The organism is Eggerthella sp. BIOML-A4, from assembly GCF_009875575.1.
Classification (GTDB): Bacteria; Actinomycetota; Coriobacteriia; order Coriobacteriales; family Eggerthellaceae; genus Eggerthella; species Eggerthella lenta.
Map to the genome: position 1 here is coordinate 166,487 of NZ_WWRX01000005.1, position 16,799 is coordinate 183,285.

General features: G+C 64.1%; 17 protein-coding genes. All 17 read left to right on the top strand.

The window, feature by feature from the left end; all coding sequences use genetic code 11:
* Nucleotides 1-114: 114 nt before the first annotated feature.
* A complete protein-coding gene (locus GT613_RS06170) occupies nt 115-1,089 on the top strand; it encodes an alpha/beta hydrolase (protein WP_009304833.1) in 975 nt (324 codons plus the stop codon).
* The gene (gene glpK, locus GT613_RS06175; protein ID WP_009304832.1) at nt 1,071-2,573 is read left to right on the top strand and encodes a glycerol kinase GlpK; all 1,503 of its coding nucleotides are present in this window, start codon (nt 1,071-1,073) and stop codon (nt 2,571-2,573) included. The genes GT613_RS06170 and glpK overlap by 19 nt, the downstream gene beginning before the upstream one ends.
* A gap of 108 nt (nt 2,574-2,681) precedes the next feature.
* The gene (gene rpiB / locus GT613_RS06180; RefSeq protein ID WP_009304831.1) at nt 2,682-3,122 is read left to right on the top strand and encodes a ribose 5-phosphate isomerase B; all 441 of its coding nucleotides are present in this window, start codon (nt 2,682-2,684) and stop codon (nt 3,120-3,122) included.
* A 73-nt stretch (nt 3,123-3,195) separates the two neighbouring features.
* Nucleotides 3,196-4,452, top strand: a complete 1,257-nt coding sequence (gene glyA / locus GT613_RS06185) for a serine hydroxymethyltransferase (protein WP_009304830.1) — start codon at nt 3,196-3,198, stop codon at nt 4,450-4,452.
* A gap of 36 nt (nt 4,453-4,488) precedes the next feature.
* Entirely contained in the window at nt 4,489-5,124 is a 636-nt protein-coding gene (gene upp, locus GT613_RS06190) for a uracil phosphoribosyltransferase (RefSeq protein ID WP_009304829.1), read from the top strand.
* A 224-nt stretch (nt 5,125-5,348) separates the two neighbouring features.
* Nucleotides 5,349-5,807, top strand: coding sequence for a cytidine/deoxycytidylate deaminase family protein (locus GT613_RS06195; RefSeq protein ID WP_009304828.1), 459 nt, complete (start codon nt 5,349-5,351; stop codon nt 5,805-5,807).
* 315 nt (nt 5,808-6,122) lie between these two features.
* Complete coding sequence (locus tag GT613_RS06200; RefSeq protein WP_009304827.1) at nt 6,123-6,404, top strand: hypothetical protein; 282 nt, start codon at nt 6,123-6,125, stop codon at nt 6,402-6,404.
* 19 nt (nt 6,405-6,423) lie between these two features.
* Nucleotides 6,424-7,209 (top strand): F0F1 ATP synthase subunit A, encoded by a 786-nt coding sequence (gene atpB / locus GT613_RS06205; RefSeq protein WP_009304826.1) that lies wholly within the window; start codon nt 6,424-6,426, stop codon nt 7,207-7,209.
* Between the two features lie 148 nt (nt 7,210-7,357).
* On the top strand, nt 7,358-7,576 hold the full coding sequence (gene atpE, locus GT613_RS06210) for an ATP synthase F0 subunit C (RefSeq protein WP_009304825.1): 219 nt from the start codon (nt 7,358-7,360) through the stop codon (nt 7,574-7,576).
* An 80-nt stretch (nt 7,577-7,656) separates the two neighbouring features.
* A complete protein-coding gene (gene atpF, locus GT613_RS06215) occupies nt 7,657-8,277 on the top strand; it encodes a F0F1 ATP synthase subunit B (protein WP_009608905.1) in 621 nt (206 codons plus the stop codon).
* Nucleotides 8,267-8,845 carry an ATP synthase F1 subunit delta gene (atpH, locus tag GT613_RS06220; RefSeq protein ID WP_009608836.1) on the top strand — a complete coding sequence of 193 codons (579 nt, stop codon included), beginning with the start codon at nt 8,267-8,269 and terminating at the stop codon, nt 8,843-8,845. Before atpF ends, atpH begins: the two co-directional genes overlap by 11 nt.
* A complete protein-coding gene (gene atpA / locus GT613_RS06225) occupies nt 8,839-10,413 on the top strand; it encodes a F0F1 ATP synthase subunit alpha (RefSeq protein ID WP_156996442.1) in 1,575 nt (524 codons plus the stop codon). The genes atpH and atpA overlap by 7 nt, the downstream gene beginning before the upstream one ends.
* 12 nt (nt 10,414-10,425) lie before the next feature.
* Nucleotides 10,426-11,334, top strand: a complete 909-nt coding sequence (gene atpG / locus GT613_RS06230; RefSeq protein ID WP_009304821.1) for an ATP synthase F1 subunit gamma — start codon at nt 10,426-10,428, stop codon at nt 11,332-11,334.
* Between the two features lie 12 nt (nt 11,335-11,346).
* On the top strand, nt 11,347-12,786 hold the full coding sequence (atpD, locus tag GT613_RS06235; RefSeq protein WP_343085337.1) for a F0F1 ATP synthase subunit beta: 1,440 nt from the start codon (nt 11,347-11,349) through the stop codon (nt 12,784-12,786).
* On the top strand, nt 12,786-13,196 hold the full coding sequence (atpC, locus tag GT613_RS06240; protein WP_009608826.1) for an ATP synthase F1 subunit epsilon: 411 nt from the start codon (nt 12,786-12,788) through the stop codon (nt 13,194-13,196). Before atpD ends, atpC begins: the two co-directional genes overlap by 1 nt.
* 254 nt (nt 13,197-13,450) lie before the next feature.
* A complete protein-coding gene (locus tag GT613_RS06245) occupies nt 13,451-15,664 on the top strand; it encodes an EAL domain-containing protein (protein ID WP_009608876.1) in 2,214 nt (737 codons plus the stop codon).
* Between the two features lie 650 nt (nt 15,665-16,314).
* On the top strand, nt 16,315-16,785 hold the full coding sequence (locus GT613_RS06250; RefSeq protein WP_009608814.1) for a hypothetical protein: 471 nt from the start codon (nt 16,315-16,317) through the stop codon (nt 16,783-16,785).
* The last annotated feature ends 14 nt before the right edge of the window (nt 16,786-16,799 follow it).

Sequence of the window (16,799 nt, forward strand, 5' to 3'; positions counted from 1 at the left end):
AGCCTTCCGCCTTGCCGAACGCGCCCGGCTCGGCGTCGACGTTCGCGTAACGCTTCCCTCCGAGCGAGCCGCGCTTGGGTATAATGGTTGAAAACTCCTGGGGAGGGGATTTGTATGGATACAACGGTCGCAGTCGCGCCGATCGGCTTTTTGTCTCATGACGGAACGTCCACCATCAAAGGCCTCGTGTGGGAGCCCGAGCGCACGAGGGGCAGCCGCCGTGTCGCGCCGCGCGGCGTCATTCAGATCGTCCACGGCATGGTGGAGCATGTGGGCCGCTACGACGAGTTCGCGCGCTTCCTCGTGGAACAGGGCTTCGTGGTGTGCGCCGCCGATCACATCGGCCACGGCAAGAGCGTGGCCAGCGCAGACGAGCTTGGCTGCCTGCCCGTCGACGGCAAGGAGACGCTCATCGAGGACGTCCACGAACTGCGCAAGACCGTCACCGCCCGCTACTCCCGCCAAACCCCTTACATCATGTTCGGCCATTCCATGGGAAGCTTCGTCACGCGCGCCTACCTGGCGCGCCACGGCGAGGACGTGGCGGCGGCCGTCATCTGCGGCACGGGCCAACAGCCCCTCGTCCTGTCGAAGGCGGGCAACGCGCTGGCGCGCTTCCTCGCGAAGACGAAGGGCGCCGACTACCGCAGCAAGCTTCTGGACGGCATGGGCGTGGGCGCGTTCGCCAAGCAGATCGAGAACCCGCGCACGCCGCACGACTGGGTCTGCACCGATCCGGCCGTCGTGGACGCCTACATCGCCGACGAGCTGTGCGGCGCCATGTTCTCCGTCGGCGGCTACGCCACGCTCACCGACCTCACGGGCGAGGTGGTGTCGCCGTCGTGCGCGGCGAAGGTGCCGAAGGGATTGCCCGTGCTGTTCGTCGCCGGCGCCGAGGACCCGGTGGGCGCGTGCGGCAAGGGCGTGCGTGCGGCGGCCGACCTGTTGCGCCGCGCCGGTGTGCGGGATGTGGAGGTGAAGCTGTACGAGGGCATGCGCCACGAAATCCTCAACGAACCGGGGCGGGCTCAGGTTTATACTGAGGTGGTCGGTTGGATTGAGGAGCATGCATGCCAAAGTACGTCGTAGCGCTCGACCAGGGTACCACCTCGTCGCGCGCCATGCTCGTCGACGCGAACGGATGCGTCGTCGATGCGGTGCAGAACCCGTTCCCGCAAGTCTACCCCCAGCCCGGCTGGGTGGAGCACGACCCGCGCGACATCCTGTCGTCGCAGCTGGGCGCGCTCACCGAGCTTCTGGTGGCGCACAACCTGGGCGCAAAGGACATCGACAGCATCGGCATCACGAACCAGCGCGAGACCACCGTGGTGTGGAACCGCGAAACGGGGGAGCCCGTGATGAACGCCATCGTGTGGCAGTGCCGCCGCACGGCCCCCATCATCGACGAGCTGACGGCCGACCCGCAGACGGCGCGCATCATCGCCGACAAGACGGGCCTCGTGCCCGACGCCTACTTCTCCGCCAGCAAGATCAAGTGGATCCTCGACCACGTGGAAGGCGCGCGCGAAGACGCCGAAGCCGGCAAGCTGGCCTTCGGCACCGTCGACACGTGGCTCATCTGGACGCTCACCCAGGGCAAGGTACACGCCACCGACGTGACGAACGCCAGCCGCACCATGCTGTACAACATCCACGAGCTGCGCTGGGATCCGTGGCTGCTCGACCTGTTCGGCATCCCGGAGTCCCTGCTTCCCGAGGTGCTCCCTTCGTCGGGGGAGTTCGGCCGCACGGCTTCCGCGGGCATCGTGCCGAACGTGCCCATCTGCGGCGTGGCGGGCGACCAGCAGGCGGCTCTGTTCGGACAGTGCTGCTTCCAGCCGGGCCAGGCGAAGAACACGTACGGCACCGGCTGCTTCCTGCTCATGCACACCGGCGGCGAAGCGTGCCGCTCCACGAACAACCTCATCACCACCATCGCCGCCTCGGGTCCGGGTGCCGGCCCCGAGTACGCGCTCGAGGGCAGCGTGTTCATGGCCGGCGCGCTCATGCAGTGGCTGCGCGACGACATGGGCGTCATCGACGACGTGGCCGAGACCTCGGCCATCGCCCGTAGCGTGAGCAGCACCGACGGCGTGTACGTGGTGCCCGCGTTCACCGGCTTGGGCGCACCCTATTGGGACGCCGATGCGCGCGGCGCCATCTACGGGCTCACGCGCGGAACCGGCCGGGCGCACATCGTGCGCGCCGCGCTGGAGTCGCTGGCCTACCAAGTGCACGACCTCGCGGTGGCTATGGAGGCCGACGCGGGGGTGCGCTTGAGCGTGCTCAACGTGGACGGCGGCGCGTCCGCGAACGATTTTCTCATGCAGTTCCAAAGCGATATCTTGCGCACGCCGCTGCGCCGCCCGCAGAATGCCGAGACGACCGCGCTCGGCGCCGCGTTCCTCGCAGGGCTCGCCACCGGGTTCTGGAAGGACGCGGAAGCCCTGTGCGCCCTACGCTCTTCGGACGACGTGTACGAGCCGGGCATGGAGGACGAGCGCCACGCGAAGCTGCTGGAAGGCTGGGCTCGCGCCGTGAAGCGCACGATGTCGGACGCCCTGTCATCCTGAGCGGAGCGCCGAAGGAGCGAAGTTCCGACGCAAAGCCAGTCCTTTAGGGAAAGATCCCGTGCGGCGCCAGCCGTCACGTGACGAAAGAGAAGAGGAAGGGAACCTCACATGAAGATCAGCATTGCAAGCGACCATGCGGGCTTCGAGCAGAAGCAGGCGCTGGTCGGCTACCTGGCCTCCAAGGGCCACGACGTGATCGACCGCGGCCCCGACTGCGACGACCGCGTCGACTATCCCGACTATGCGGCGCGCGTGGCGCACGATGTGGTCGACGGCATGGCCGAGCGCGGCGTGCTCGTGTGCGGCACGGGCATCGGCATGGCCGTGGCCGCCAACAAGATCGACGGGATCCGCGCCGCCAACGTCACCAGTCCGCTGTTCGCCGCCCTCGCGCGCGAGCACAACGACGCGAACGTCGTAGCCGTCTCGGGTCGCTTCATCGACGAGTCCGTGAACCGCGAGATCCTCGACGCTTTCGTCTCCACCTCCTTCGGCGGCGGTCGTCATGCAGGTCGCGTCGAGAAGATCGCCGCTCTCGAAAACGAATAGCCCGCACGCGCGCAGCGCGGATCGCGCTGTGCTAGCATGATCGCTTCGCCTCGCCCTCATCGAAAGGAACACCATGGCCCTCCAGTACGTATCCCAGACCGATCCCGCCGTCGCCGATGCCATGCGCCAGGAGCTTACGCGCGAGCGCGACTCCGTCGAGCTCATCGCTTCGGAGAACTTCACGTCGCCCGCCGTCATGGAAGCCGTGGGCAGCGTGCTCACGAACAAGTACGCCGAGGGCTATCCCCGCAAGCGCTACTACGGCGGCTGCGAGAAGGTCGACCTCGTGGAGGACCTCGCGCGCGAGCGCGCCTGCCAGCTGTTCGGCTCGAACTTCGCCAACGTGCAGCCCCATTGCGGCGCGAACGCGAACCTGGGCGCGTACGAGGCGCTCATCGAGCTGGGCGACACGGTGCTGGGCATGAGCCTGGCCGAGGGCGGCCATCTCACGCACGGCTCGCCGGTGAACTTCAGCGGCCGCCACTACGACTTCGCCAGCTACGGCGTGGACGCCCAGACCGAGACCATCGACTACGACGAGGTGGAGCGTATCGCCAAGGAAGTGCGCCCCAAGCTCATCGTGGGCGGCGCCAGCGCCTATCCGCGCGTCATCGACTTCGAGCGCATGGCCGCCATCGCGCGCGAGGTGGATGCGTACTTCATGGTGGACATGGCTCACATCGCCGGCCTCGTGGCCGCAGGCGCGCATCCCAGCCCCGTTCCGCATGCCGACGTGGTGACGTCCACCAGCCACAAGACCCTGCGCGGCCCGCGCGGCGGCTTCATCCTGTCCAACGACGAGGACATCGCCAAGCGCATCGACAAGGCCGTGTTCCCCGGCTCGCAGGGCGGCCCGCTCATGCACGTCATCGCCGGCAAGGCCGTGGCGTTCGGAGAGGCCATGCAGCCCGCCTACAAGGAGTACATCGACCACGTGGTGGAGAACGCGCGCACGCTGGGGCAGGGCATGATGGACGGCGGTTTGCGCCTCGTGTCCGGCGGCACCGACAACCACCTGTGCCTCGTGGACCTCACGCCGGCCGACGTCACCGGCAAGGATGCCGAAAAGCTGTTGGAGAGCGTGGGCCTCACGGTGAACAAGAACTCCATCCCCAACGAGCCGCGCAGCCCGTTCGTCACGAGCGGCATCCGCGTGGGCAGCGCTGCGGCCACCACGCGCGGCTTCACGGCCGACGACTTCTACGAGGTGGGCCAGCTCATCGCCGCCACGGTGTTCAACGCCGAGAGCGAGGCGAAGCTCGCCGATGTGCGTGCGAAGGTGGACGCCCTCCTTGCCGCGCACCCTTTGTATCCCGAGCTCGATTACTAGTTCCCGAACCGGATCGCAAGAAAGAAGGCTTATCCCATGCACTACGACCGCGTCACCGTCGTCGACCACCCGATGGTCCAGCACAAGCTGTCCAAGCTGCGCAACAAGAACACGTCGTCGAAGGACTTCCGCGCCCTCGTGCGCGAGCTTGCCATGTTCGAGGGCTACGAGGCCACGCGCGATCTGGCGCTTGAGGACGTCGAGGTTGAAACGCCCATCTGCAAGGCTGCGTGCAAGCAGGTGGCCGGCAAGAAGATGGTCATCGTCCCCATCCTGCGCGCGGGCCTCGGCATGGTTGAGGGGCTGCAGGAGCTCATGCCCTCCACGTTCGTCGGACACCTCGGCATGTACCGCGACCCCGAAACCCATGAGCCGCACGAGTACTACGCGAAGCTCCCCGACAGCATCTCCCAGCGCGACGTGCTGGTGGTGGACCCGATGCTGGCCACGGGCGGTTCGGCCACGGCGGCCATCCACTATCTGCGAAAGCTCGGCGTGAAGAACATCAAGCTCGTCGTGCTCGTGGCGGCGCCCGTCGGCATCGAGGCCGTGCTGTCCGCCGACCCGGACGTGCAGATCTACACCTGCGCCATCGACGAATGCCTGAACGAACATGCCTACATAGTCCCCGGCCTCGGCGACGCCGGCGACAGGATTTTCGGCACCAAGTAACAGAAAAGCCGCAGGTAGGATCTCCCTTTCTGAAGATCGCCCGCAGAATGGCTGTTGGCTTGGGAGCGGGGCCGGTGTTTTCGGCTTGGCGGTTTCGATAACCTTGAAGGGTGAGCGGCGGCGCGGCGCCCACCAAGCGAGTTCCGCAGCGAAGCGAGGACTGTCCGAGCGACTGGGCGTTGCGCCGCCGCCCACCCGGTCGCGCAGGTTGAAAGAGGTAAGCAATGGAACCACTCGACCATCGCCCCAGCTGGGACGAGTACTTCATGACGCTGGCGAACGAGGTCGCCACGCGCACCACGTGCATGCGCCGCGCCGTAGGGGCCGTCATCGTGAAGGACCGCCGCATACTGGCCACCGGCTACAACGGCGTGCCTACCGGCATGCGCCATTGCGCCGAGACCGGCTGCCTGCGTCAGCAGCTCGGCGTGCCCAGCGGCCAGCGCCACGAGATCTGCCGCGGCCTGCATGCCGAGCAGAACGCCATCATCCAGGCGGCGCGCTACGGCATCAACATCACGGGGGCGTCCATCTACGTCAACACGCAGCCGTGCATCGTGTGCGCCAAGATGCTCATCAACGCCGGCATCGACGAGATCGTCTACCAGAACCCGTACCCGGACGAGCTGGCCATGTCCATGCTCGAGGAAGCCGGCATGAAGCTGCGCGTGTTCGACCTGTAAACGAGATAGGGGAATGGGATAGGGGACGGGCGTGTCAGGGGGACGGGTGATTTGACACGCCCTCCTGACGTAAAATGAGCCACTAGCCCCGTCCCCCTGTCTCATTCCTGTCCTTTTCCGCTTGGAGAATATACGGTTTCGCTTACCGTTCCCCCGCGCTTTATGCAGTTTTTTGGCCGGTTTATTCTTCCACTCACCCAAATTTTGTAAGTTTTTGTAACCCTGCCGTCAGCCGAACGTGAAGTTCCGTTATCATACGAGTCGGCTTGGTAGGATGCGTACTTGTGCGCTCGACGGTCAAGAAGAAAGTGGGACATGGCAGTAGCAATCGTTCTGGGGGCGCTCGCGGGCGCTGCGGGGTTCGCTCCGCTGTTCGCCGGCTTGCGTATGACGAGACGAGTGACCGACACCAGCAACCTGGGGCACGCCGGTGCCCTTCTTCTAGGTGTGCTGCTCTCGGTCGCTGTGCTCTTCGTAACCGCCATCGCCTGCGCGCTCCTCGCGCGCGAGTTCGTCCTGCCCTTCGTTCTTGCCGAGGTCGTGGCTCTTTCCGTCGCGGCTATCGGGTTCGGCGTCAGCAATCTAGTGCGGAAGTAAGATGGAAAGGTAAAGACACGTGAATCCTCTTGAATCCCTAGCGGAACAGGTACCTCACCTGCAGCATTCTTTCGATTCCGCCTTCGTGTTCGGGTCGGGATCGTTCGGCATGACGCAGTACGTGCTGTGGATGCTCATCTGCTTCCTCATCACGCTCGTCGTCGTGCTTGCGGCCAGCAAGCGCCTCACGATCATCCCCACGAACAAGTTCACCAACATGGTGGAGTACGGCTACGAGTTCGTGAAGAAGGACATGGGCGAAAGCGCCATCGGCCACGGCTACAAGAAGCACCTGCCGTTCTTGGCCACGCTGTTCTTCTTCATCCTGATCAGCAACTTCGTGGGCCTCATCCCCGGCTGCAAGACCCCCACGGGGTCCATCAGCATCACCTGGGCGCTCGCGGCCATCTCGTTCATCTACTTCATCTTCTGGGGCATCAAGGCCAAGGGCCTCGGCGGCTACCTCAAGTCGTTCGCGCCGTCGGGCCTGCCGCTGGTCATGGTTCCCATCGTGTGGTTCCTCGAGCTGTTCTCCACCGTGCTGCGCGTGCTCACGCTGGCCGTTCGACTCTACGGAAACATGTTCGCCGGCCATATGGTTCTCGGCATTTTCGCGCTGCTCACCAGCGTGTTCATCGGCTCCGCCATCCAGGGCGCGGGCGTCGGCGTGGGAAGCATCTCCATCGCGTGGATGCTGTTCCTGTTCGCCATGTACGCGCTCGAGGTGCTGGTTGCGTTCCTGCAGGCCTACGTGTTCACCATCCTCAGCGCGGTGTACATCGGCCTGGCCACGTCCGACCACTAGGTCGACCCCGCGCCCTTTCCGAAAGGGGAGGGCGCACGCGCCTGCGCGCGGCAACGTTTGGTGTTTGACCGGCTATTCCACGGCTGGTTGACATAGAAGGTGTCCATGGTTCTCGGGAGAAGCCCGAGAACGGTAAAAGGAGGAAACTGTGGAAATTACACTCGCTCTTGCGGCTCTGAAGCTCGTGGGCTACGGCCTGTCGACCATCGGCCCCGGCCTGGGCATCGGCATCGCCTGCTACGGCTGCTGCGTCGCCACCGCTCGCCAGCCCGAACTGCAGGGTCGTCTGTTCACGAACTTCATCATCGGTGCTGCTCTCGCCGAGGCTCTGGGCCTCATCGGCTTCGTGCTTACCTTCATCGTGTAACTAAGCCTCATTCGGATACCGTGCCGTATAAGGCTTACATAGGAGGTAACCGTATAAGGCTTACATAGGAGGTAACGTACGTGAAAGCTAAAGCGAAAGAAACATCGGCCCGCATCGGGCTTGCCGCGCTTGCCGGCGCCGGCATGACGTTTGCTTTCCCTGCGCTCGCGTTCGCGGCTGAAGGAGAGTCGTCGGGCGGCCTGAGCGCCATCTTGCCCGACATGGCGGAGTTCATCCCCATGCTCGTGATCTTCATCCTGCTCTGGATCGTTCTGGCCAAGTTCGGTTGGCCGAAGTTCGAGGCCATGCTGGAGAAGCGCGAGATGACCATCAAGGATTCCCTTGAGAAGTCCGAGCAGGCTCGCGTCGAAAGCGAGCGCGTGCTTGAGGAATACAAACGCCAGCTGGAGGATGCCAAAGCCCAGGCCGCCCAGATCGTCGCAGACGCGAAGAAGACGGGCGAGGCCGTGAAGGCCGACATCACCGATAAGGCGCAGTCCGAGGCCACCGCGATGATCGAGAAGGCGCACAACGCCATCGAAGCGGAGAAGAAGGCCGCCATCTCCGAGCTGCAGGGCTCGGTTGCCGACCTGTCCATCTCCGTTGCGTCTCGCCTGATCGGCGAGGATCTCAACGATGCCGAGCACCGCAAGATCATCGAGCGCTACGTGAACGAGGCGGGCAGTTTCAATGCCAACTAACCGCCAAATTCTCAAAGAGAAGGTCGCGACGTATGCGTCCGTGCTTCTGGACGGCGCATACGAAGCAGGCGGTCAAGACGCCGTGCTCGAGGTCCGCGACCAGGCCGAGCGCATCCTGCGCATCGCACGTTCGAACATGGATCTCTCCGACGCCTTGGAGGACAGCTCCTATACGCCCGAGCAGAGGGGTCAGCTGGTGCGCAACCTGTTCGCATCCAGCAATCCCGTCCTCGTCGACGTTCTGGCCGTCATGGCCGAGCGCGAGGACTTCGCGTTGCTGTCGCGCGTATGGGCCAGCTATGGAGAACAGCTCGAACGCAAGCTGAACGTCACTGTCGTCGACGTCACGACCGTCGTCGAACTGGACGATCATCTGCGCGAGGTCATTACGAAGAAAGCTGAGGCCGACCTGGGAACGAACGTCGTGTTGCGCGAGCATATCGACAAGTCCCTGCTCGGCGGCATATTGATGAGTGCCAACGGCAAGCGAATCGACGCCAGCGTCCTGTCGCAGTTGGAAAGCGCTCGCAACGTGCTCAAACTATCAACAGATGGAGGTGAATGCTAGTGACTGAAATCACCGCACAGTCTATTGACGAGGCACTGCGCAAGCAGCTCGATGCGCTCAATACGAGCGTCGAATCTCGCGAAGTCGGAACCGTCATCCAGATCGGCGACGGTATCGCGCGCGTCGACGGCCTCAAGGACGCCATGGCGGGCGAGCTCCTCGAGTTCGTGGGTTCCAACGGCCAGACCGTCTACGGTATGGCCCAGAACCTCGAAGAGGACGAAGTCGGCGCCGTGCTGCTTGGTGACGTCACCGCAATCAAGGAAAACGACCAGGTGAAGACCACCGGTCGTATCGTGGAGATCCCCTCGGGCAAAGAGATGCTCGGCCGCGTGGTGAACCCGCTCGGCATGCCGATCGACGGCAAGGGCCCCATCAAGGCCGAAGGCATGCGCCCGGTGGAGTTCAAGGCTCCCGGCGTCATCCAGCGCCAGCCCGTCGAGGAGCCGATGCAGACCGGCATCCTGGCCATCGACTCGATGATCCCCATCGGCCGCGGCCAGCGCGAGCTGATCATCGGCGACCGCCAGACCGGCAAGACGTCCATTGCGGTTGATGCCATCATCAACCAAAAGGGCAAGGACATGATCTGCATCTACGTCGCCATCGGCCAGAAGGCGTCCACGGTCGCCGGCCTGGTGGAGACGCTGGAGAAGCACGGCGCGATGGAGTACACGATCATCGTGAACGCCTCCGCGTCCGACTCCGCTCCGCTGCAGTACATCGCCCCCATGGCGGGCGCCGCCATCGGCGAGTACTTCATGTACAACGGCGAGAACGGCCAGCCGGCCACGGCCGACAACCCGGGCCGCCACGTGCTGTGCATCTACGACGACCTGTCCAAGCAGGCCGTGGCGTACCGCCAGATGTCGCTGACGCTGCGCCGCCCGCCGGGACGCGAAGCGTACCCGGGCGACATCTTCTACCTGCACTCCCGCTTGCTGGAGCGCGCGGTCAAGATGTCCGACGAGTACGGCGCGGGCTCGCTCACGGCGCTGCCCATGATCGAGACGCAGGCCGGCGACGTGTCCGCCTACATCCCGACCAACGTCATCTCCATCACGGACGGCCAGATCTTCCTGTCCACCGACCTGTTCTTCCAGGGCCAGCGCCCTGCGGTCAACGTCGGCATCTCGGTGTCGCGCGTCGGCGGCTCCGCGCAGGTCAAGGCCATGAAGCAGGTTGCCGGCACGCTGCGCCTCGATCTCGCGTCCTATCGCGAGCTGCAGGCGTTCACGCAGTTCGGCAGCGACTTGGACAAGTCGACCCAGGATCAGCTGAACCGCGGCGCCCACATGACCGAGCTGCTGAAGCAGGGTCGTTACGTGCCGATGCCCGTCATGGATCAGGCTATGTCCATCTACGCAGGTGCTCATGGCTACCTCGACGACATCCCGGTGTCCGACGTCGTCCGCTTCCGCGGCGAGTTCCTCGACTTCATCCACGCTTCCAAGCCGGAGATCGTCGAGGCCCTCGAGAAGGCGCAGAAGTTTACCGATGAAATCGAAACCGACCTGAACGCCGCTATTGAAGCTTTCAAGCTGCAGTTCTCGCCCTCGGCTTCCTAAGGCAGGTAGACTATGCCCAACCTTCACGACATAGAAAGGCGTATCGGCTCCGTCTCTTCGACGAAGCAGATCACGCGCACCATGGAGATGGTGGCGGCTGCGAAGATCCGTCGCGCTGGAGAGCGCGTGGCGGCTGCGACGCCGTACTCCGAATCCATGGTCGAAATGTTGGCCAACGTTGCCAAGCGTGTAGGTGGCTCCGATAACGCGCTGTTGCGCAAGCACGACGAAGTGAAGAACGTGCTGTTCGTCGTGGTTGTGTCGGACCGCGGCCTTGCCGGCGGTTTCAACAGCAACGTGCTGCGGCACGTCGAGCGTCTCATGAAGGAAAAGCAGGCCGCAGGCGCGTCCGTCCAGGTCGTCGCCTGCGGTAAGAAGGCCGTCGGGTACTTCACCTACCGCAAGGTGGAGCCGGTGCTCGGGTTCACGGACCTTTCTGCCGATCCGACGGTGGAGGAGGCCGCGTCCGTCGCGGCGTACGCCATCGACGGATACGAGAACGGCACGATCGACGAGGTGTTTGTCGTGTACAACCACTCGAAGAACGCTGCCGAGCAGGTGCTGCGCACGGAGCTCGTGCTGCCCGTGGACACGGCTGCGCTCGATGCCGAGCTGGCCGCCGAAGGCGTGCAGCAGGAAGCGGGCGAGGCGAAGCTCGAGGGCGATGTGATCTTCGAGCCCAGCGCCGAGGCCGTCCTCGACCGCTTGCTGCCGGCGTATGTGCGCACGACGCTGTACCATGCGCTCATCGACTCGGCTGCTGCCGAGCAGGGCGCGCGCCGCAACGCCATGATGTCGGCTACGGACAACGCTACCGAAGTGCTCGAAACGTTGACTAGATTGTATAACCGCGTACGCCAGGGCGCTATCACGACGGAGATTTCCGAGATCGTCGGTGGCGCAGCGGCTTTGGAGGATTAAATGGCTGAACAAATGCTTACGAAGGAGGAGCTCGAGGCCAGCAAGGGCGCTACCGGTCGCATCGTGCGTATCGTCGGCCCTGTCGTTGACGTCGAATTTCCCCCTGATCAGCTGCCGGCGATTTACAACGCGCTGACGGTTGATGCCAAGACCCTGGCGGGCGACTTGCACCTCGTGCTCGAGGTCGAGACGCACCTGCCGGGCAACCTTGTCCGCTCGGTGGCCATGAGCTCGACGGACGGTCTCGTCCGCGGCCTCGAGGTCGTCGACACGGGCAACCCGATCATGATGCCCGTGGGTCCCGAGACCCTGGGCCGCATCTGGAACGTCATGGGCGAGCCCGTCGACGAGAAGCCGATGCCCGAGGTGAAGGGCTACATGCCCATCCACCGTCCGGCTCCGGACTACGACGAGCTGTCCACCACCACCGAGATCTTCGAGACCGGCATCAAGGCCATCGACCTCGTCGAGCCCTTCGTCAAGGGCGGCAAGACGGGTCTGTTCGGCGGCGCCGGCGTGGGCAAGACGGTTATCATCCAGGAGCTCATCAACAACCTGGCCCAGGAGCACGGCGGCACGTCGGTGTTCACGGGCGTGGGCGAGCGTACCCGCGAGGGTACCGACCTCTACCTGGAGATGAGCGACTCGGGCGTCATCAACAAGACCTGCCTCGTGTACGGTCAGATGAACGAGCCTCCGGGAGCGCGTCTGCGCGTGGGTCTCGCGGGCCTCACCGAGGCGGAGTACTTCCGCGATCAGGGCCAGGACGTGCTTCTGTTCGTGGACAACATCTTCCGCTTCACGCAGGCCGGCTCCGAGGTGTCCGCTCTGCTGGGCCGCATGCCCTCTGCCGTGGGTTACCAGCCGACGCTGGCAACCGAGATGGGCGACTTGCAGGAGCGCATCACGTCGACGTCCACCGGCTCCATCACGTCCGTGCAGGCCGTGTACGTGCCCGCCGACGACCTGACCGACCCTGCGCCGGCCACGACGTTCACGCACCTCGACGCGAAGACGGTTCTGTCCCGTTCGATCTCCGAGCTGGGCATCTACCCGGCAGTCGACCCGCTGGAGTCCACCTCCCGCGCGCTCGACCCGCAGATCGTCGGCGAGGAGCACTATCGCGTGGCCGTGGGCATCCAGGAGCTTCTGCAGAACTACAAGGACCTGCAGGACATCATCGCCATCCTCGGCATGGACGAGCTGTCCGAGGATCAGAAGAAGATCGTGAACCGTGCCCGCAAGGCGCAGCAGTTCTTCGGCCAGTGCTTCCACGTGGCCGAGCAGTTCACGGGCTTGCCGGGCAAGTACGTGAAGCTTGAGGACACCATCCGTTCCTTCGCCGCCATCCTCGACGGCGAGTGCGACGAGATCCCCGAGCAGTGCTTCCGCATGAAGGGCTCCATCGAAGACGTGTACGCCGCGTACGAAGAGATGAAGAAGGCCTCGTAATGGCTGGGTTCATGTGCGACATCGTGACGCCGGTGGCGAAGCTGGTCTCTGATGAGGTCGAGCTCGTCGTCGTGCCCGGCGTCGAAGGCGAGATGGGCTTTCTGAAAGGCCATGCTCCGCTCGTGTCGGTGCTTGCTGACGGCGAGGCGCGCGTGAAGGCGGTCGGCGCCTCCGAGACCGTGCATTACGCTTTGCAGGGCGGTTACGTCGAGGTGACGGACGACAAGGTCATCATCTTGGCCGATCGTGCGCTGCCTGCGGCCGACATCGATGTCGAGCAGGTGCGCGAGCAGCTGGCCGGCATCGAGGAGCAGCTGTCCGGACTCTCCGAAGAGGAGGCTCGCAAGACGACGCTCGCAGCCGATAAGGCGTGGTGCGACGTTCAGCTGAGGGTCGCCAAAGCGGCTTAAGGCGGACGCGTTCGAAGACGCGCGGCTTCGGTCGCTTGGCAACGCAACGGCCGATGCGCTGCGGTTGACGAGCAAGATGTGGAAGAGCCCCCGCACGGGGCTCTTCCTTTTTTCCGGCTATGTTTTCGAGGCGTTGGCGTCCCGAAGAGGGATGGTCTCGGACAATGCGAGAGGTTCGGATTCGAGAGTGGTATGATAAGGGGGAAATCGTTGTGCGCCGACGGGCTGCGGCGCAAAGATGAAGGAGAACGCTCGTGAGTCGTCGGAAGTCCCTTGAATTCTCCGGATGCGTGCAGATCGAGGGCGAGGAAGACGGCTATGACGCGCTGACGGGGCTGCCGGATCGTACGACCTTGGAGCGACGCATCGAGCGGTGCCTTGCCCAGAAGGGTCGTCCGTTCAGCCTCATCGTCATCGATATCGACAATTTCAGGTCGTTCAACGACGCGTACGGCTATGCGGTGGGCGACGCGATCATAGCCCGGTTCGGACGCTATCTGCAGACGAGCCTCTCGACCGGCGTCGAGATGGTGGGACGCGTGGGCAGCGAGGAGTACCTCGCCATCGTCGACGGCGCCGACCGGGACGTCCTGGACGGCCTCACGAGCGATCTGCTCTCCGTGCGCCTGACCATCGACGGGGAAGGGCCTTCCGGGGAATCCACGTCCGTCAGCCTGACCGCCGGCGCGGGCGTCGTGTCGTGGGACGGGGAAGCTGCCTTGACGCCGGCGGCCCTCATCCATCAAGCCGAGGTGGCGCTGCGCAAGGCGAAGCAGCTCGGCCGGAGCCGCCGCTACGCGTTCGAGACCGACGATGCGGAATTCGCGCGTCTGCGGGAGGATATGCGGCTTTCGATGGAGCTGTCCGTCGAGATCGGCGATGCGCTCGAACGCGGGGAGTTCGAAGCCTTCTTCCAGCCCCTGTTCAGGCCCTCGAACGGCCGGATCGTGGGGGCCGAAGCGCTCGCGCGCTGGCGGCATCCGTCGCGCGGCCTGGTCAGCCCCGCCGTGTTCATCCCGCCGCTCGAGCGCAGCGGCGCCATCGTCGACCTCGATCTGGCCATATTCGAGCAGTGCTGCCGCTTCCTGCGCGACCGTCTCGACAAGGGCGCGGTCATCGTGCCGCTGAACTGCAACTTCTCGCGCTTGCATTTCTTGGACGACTCGTTCGCCGACGCGTTGAAAGGCATCGTCGACCGCTACGCCGTCCCTCCGTCGTATCTGTGCGCGGAAATCACGGAAAGCGCGTTCGTCGAGGATTTCGACACCGTGATCGGCCAAGTGAAGCGGCTGCACGAGCACGGTTTCAGCGTGGCCATGGATGATTTCGGCAGCGGGTACTCGTCGCTGGGCATGCTGCAGAACCTGCCCATCGACGAAGTGAAGATCGACCAGCTGTTCTTCCAGCGCGACCTTTCCGACTTCCGCAACGCGACCGTGGTGTACTCGATGGCGAACATCGCCAAGGTGCTGGGCCTGGTCGTGGTTTGCGAGGGCATCGAAACCGCCGAGCAGGTCGAGTTCGTGAAAGGCATCGGGTGCGACATTGCCCAAGGCTTCTTCTTCAGCCGCCCGGTCGACGAGGCTTCGTTCGGCGGCTTGCTGGAACGCGCCCTGGCGCACGAGCCCCAGAAGCGATCGCCGCTGCGCAAAGAGGACGCGCGGTCGTTCATCGTGCGCTTGTTCGATCATGCCTTCGTAAGGCAGGATCTCGATGCGTTCGCAGACTGTTGCTTCGACGACGTGCAGTGGCAGGATCGGTTCGAGGAGGGCTGCTTCTCGGGCATCGACGCGGTGCGCGCGCATCTCGAGCGCGCGATGAGCGGCCGGGAGCTCTCCATCGCGTACAAGGCCATCACGGTGAACGAGCTGTCCGGCGATCTCGTCGCGGTGAGCGGCGAAGCGGTATTCACCGGAGACGTGGACTACCAGGGCGTCTTCTACTTCGGTGCGTCGTGTTTGGCAACCGATGCCGGCGTCCTTCTGACCAAGATGAAGATCGACCGAGTCAACCGTTCGGGTCATTCGCATAGATCCTTGCAGATGGCGGCAATGGATATGGAGCGGTTGGACGAAGGCCCCGCGCTCGATCAATTCTACGGGGTCGTGCCCGTGGGCATCATTCGCTACGATTTGTCGGGCGACATGCTGATAACTTATATGAATCAAGCTATGTTCGACATCCTCGGCTACACGAAGGAGCAGTTTTACGGAGAGGTTGGAGCCAACCTTCGAATGATCGTGCATCCCGACGATCTCGACCATCTGTACAAGAAGAGCGTCGAGATGATAGAGACCGGCGAGTCGGAGCCGTTCTCCTATCGTTTCATCAGGCGCGACGGCTCCGTCGCACGCGTGCTGTATCGGCAATGCAATCTTCCGGGCATCGACGGGCGGCCCGTCACCCAGGGCATGTACATCGATCTGGACGAAGCCGAGCGCTATCTGACGGAGGGCGAAGGGGAATAGGGGAGTCCTGCGGAGCCGCGATGCGAGGGCGGCCGCGTCGATCTTCGCGCAATCGGGGATTTCTGTCGTCTGCTCGAGGCTAAGGGCTCGAACGACCCCAGCACCCGCCGACACCTGCTTGACGGCGAAATGCACGCGTCGAGGTAAAAATCGAACGGTTTGGTAATCCTGGCGGAGCCCGGCCGCGGCGCTTCGAGTCCGCCGAGTGCGATTGGGAACGTTTCCCCAGGTCGGATACTCCTCGAACCGTAAAACAAAGCGAATCAGTGTGATTACCAAACCGTTCGTTTTTTACCGCTCGACGCCGTTTCCGCCGTCAAGCCTCTACCGGCGCCCTGTGGGAGTCTGACGGGCTCCCGCAGTCTTTCGGTTTGGGCGCGAATCGATGCCTATGGCAATTCCTTTGAGTCCTACCGCCGCGAAGGCATGCAAAACCCCTGGTGGCTAAATCCCCCTGCGCCTTCCGGGGGTTCGATCCCGCCGGATATTGTCATGGGAGTCGATTTGCGCCCAAGGTGGGGAAGGATGCGCGAGCGCTCGGCGAGCCGTGCGAAATCGGGCAGGTTGTGCGCGATTTTGGCACGACTCGGTGCGCGCGAGCGAAGCGGTGCGTCCTACAATGGATCGAATCCTAAACGAAAGGGGTTCGTATGAACGCAAGAACGTGGAAGAAGCTGGGCGCGTGCCTGTGCGCCGGAGCGCTTGTCGCCGCGCTGTGCGCGGGTTGCGCTTCGAAGGTGTCCGACGATGCTGCGCAGCCGCTCGTCAACGGTGTGACCGATCGGCAGGAAGTGGTGTACTGCCTGTACTTCGGCCTCACCGACAAAGACACCGGCAAGCAGGAGCTCACCATGGAGGAGGCGAAGGATATCGCCATCCCGCTGTTCATCGAGGCGGGGTCGGGCTATACCGTGTACGAGGCCGAAGGAGGCTTCGCCAAAGAGGACGGGACCGTCGTGCAGAACGACACGCTCGTGTTCGACAGCACCCACGGCGACGAGCAGGCCATCCTCGACCTTATCGAGAAGGTCAGGCGGGCGCTCAACGTCGAAAGCGTGTACTGCGAGTCCAAGCTCGTCGGCTGCCAGATACGCGGCGGCGTCATATCGGGCGTCTCGTAAGCGGCGGATCGAGC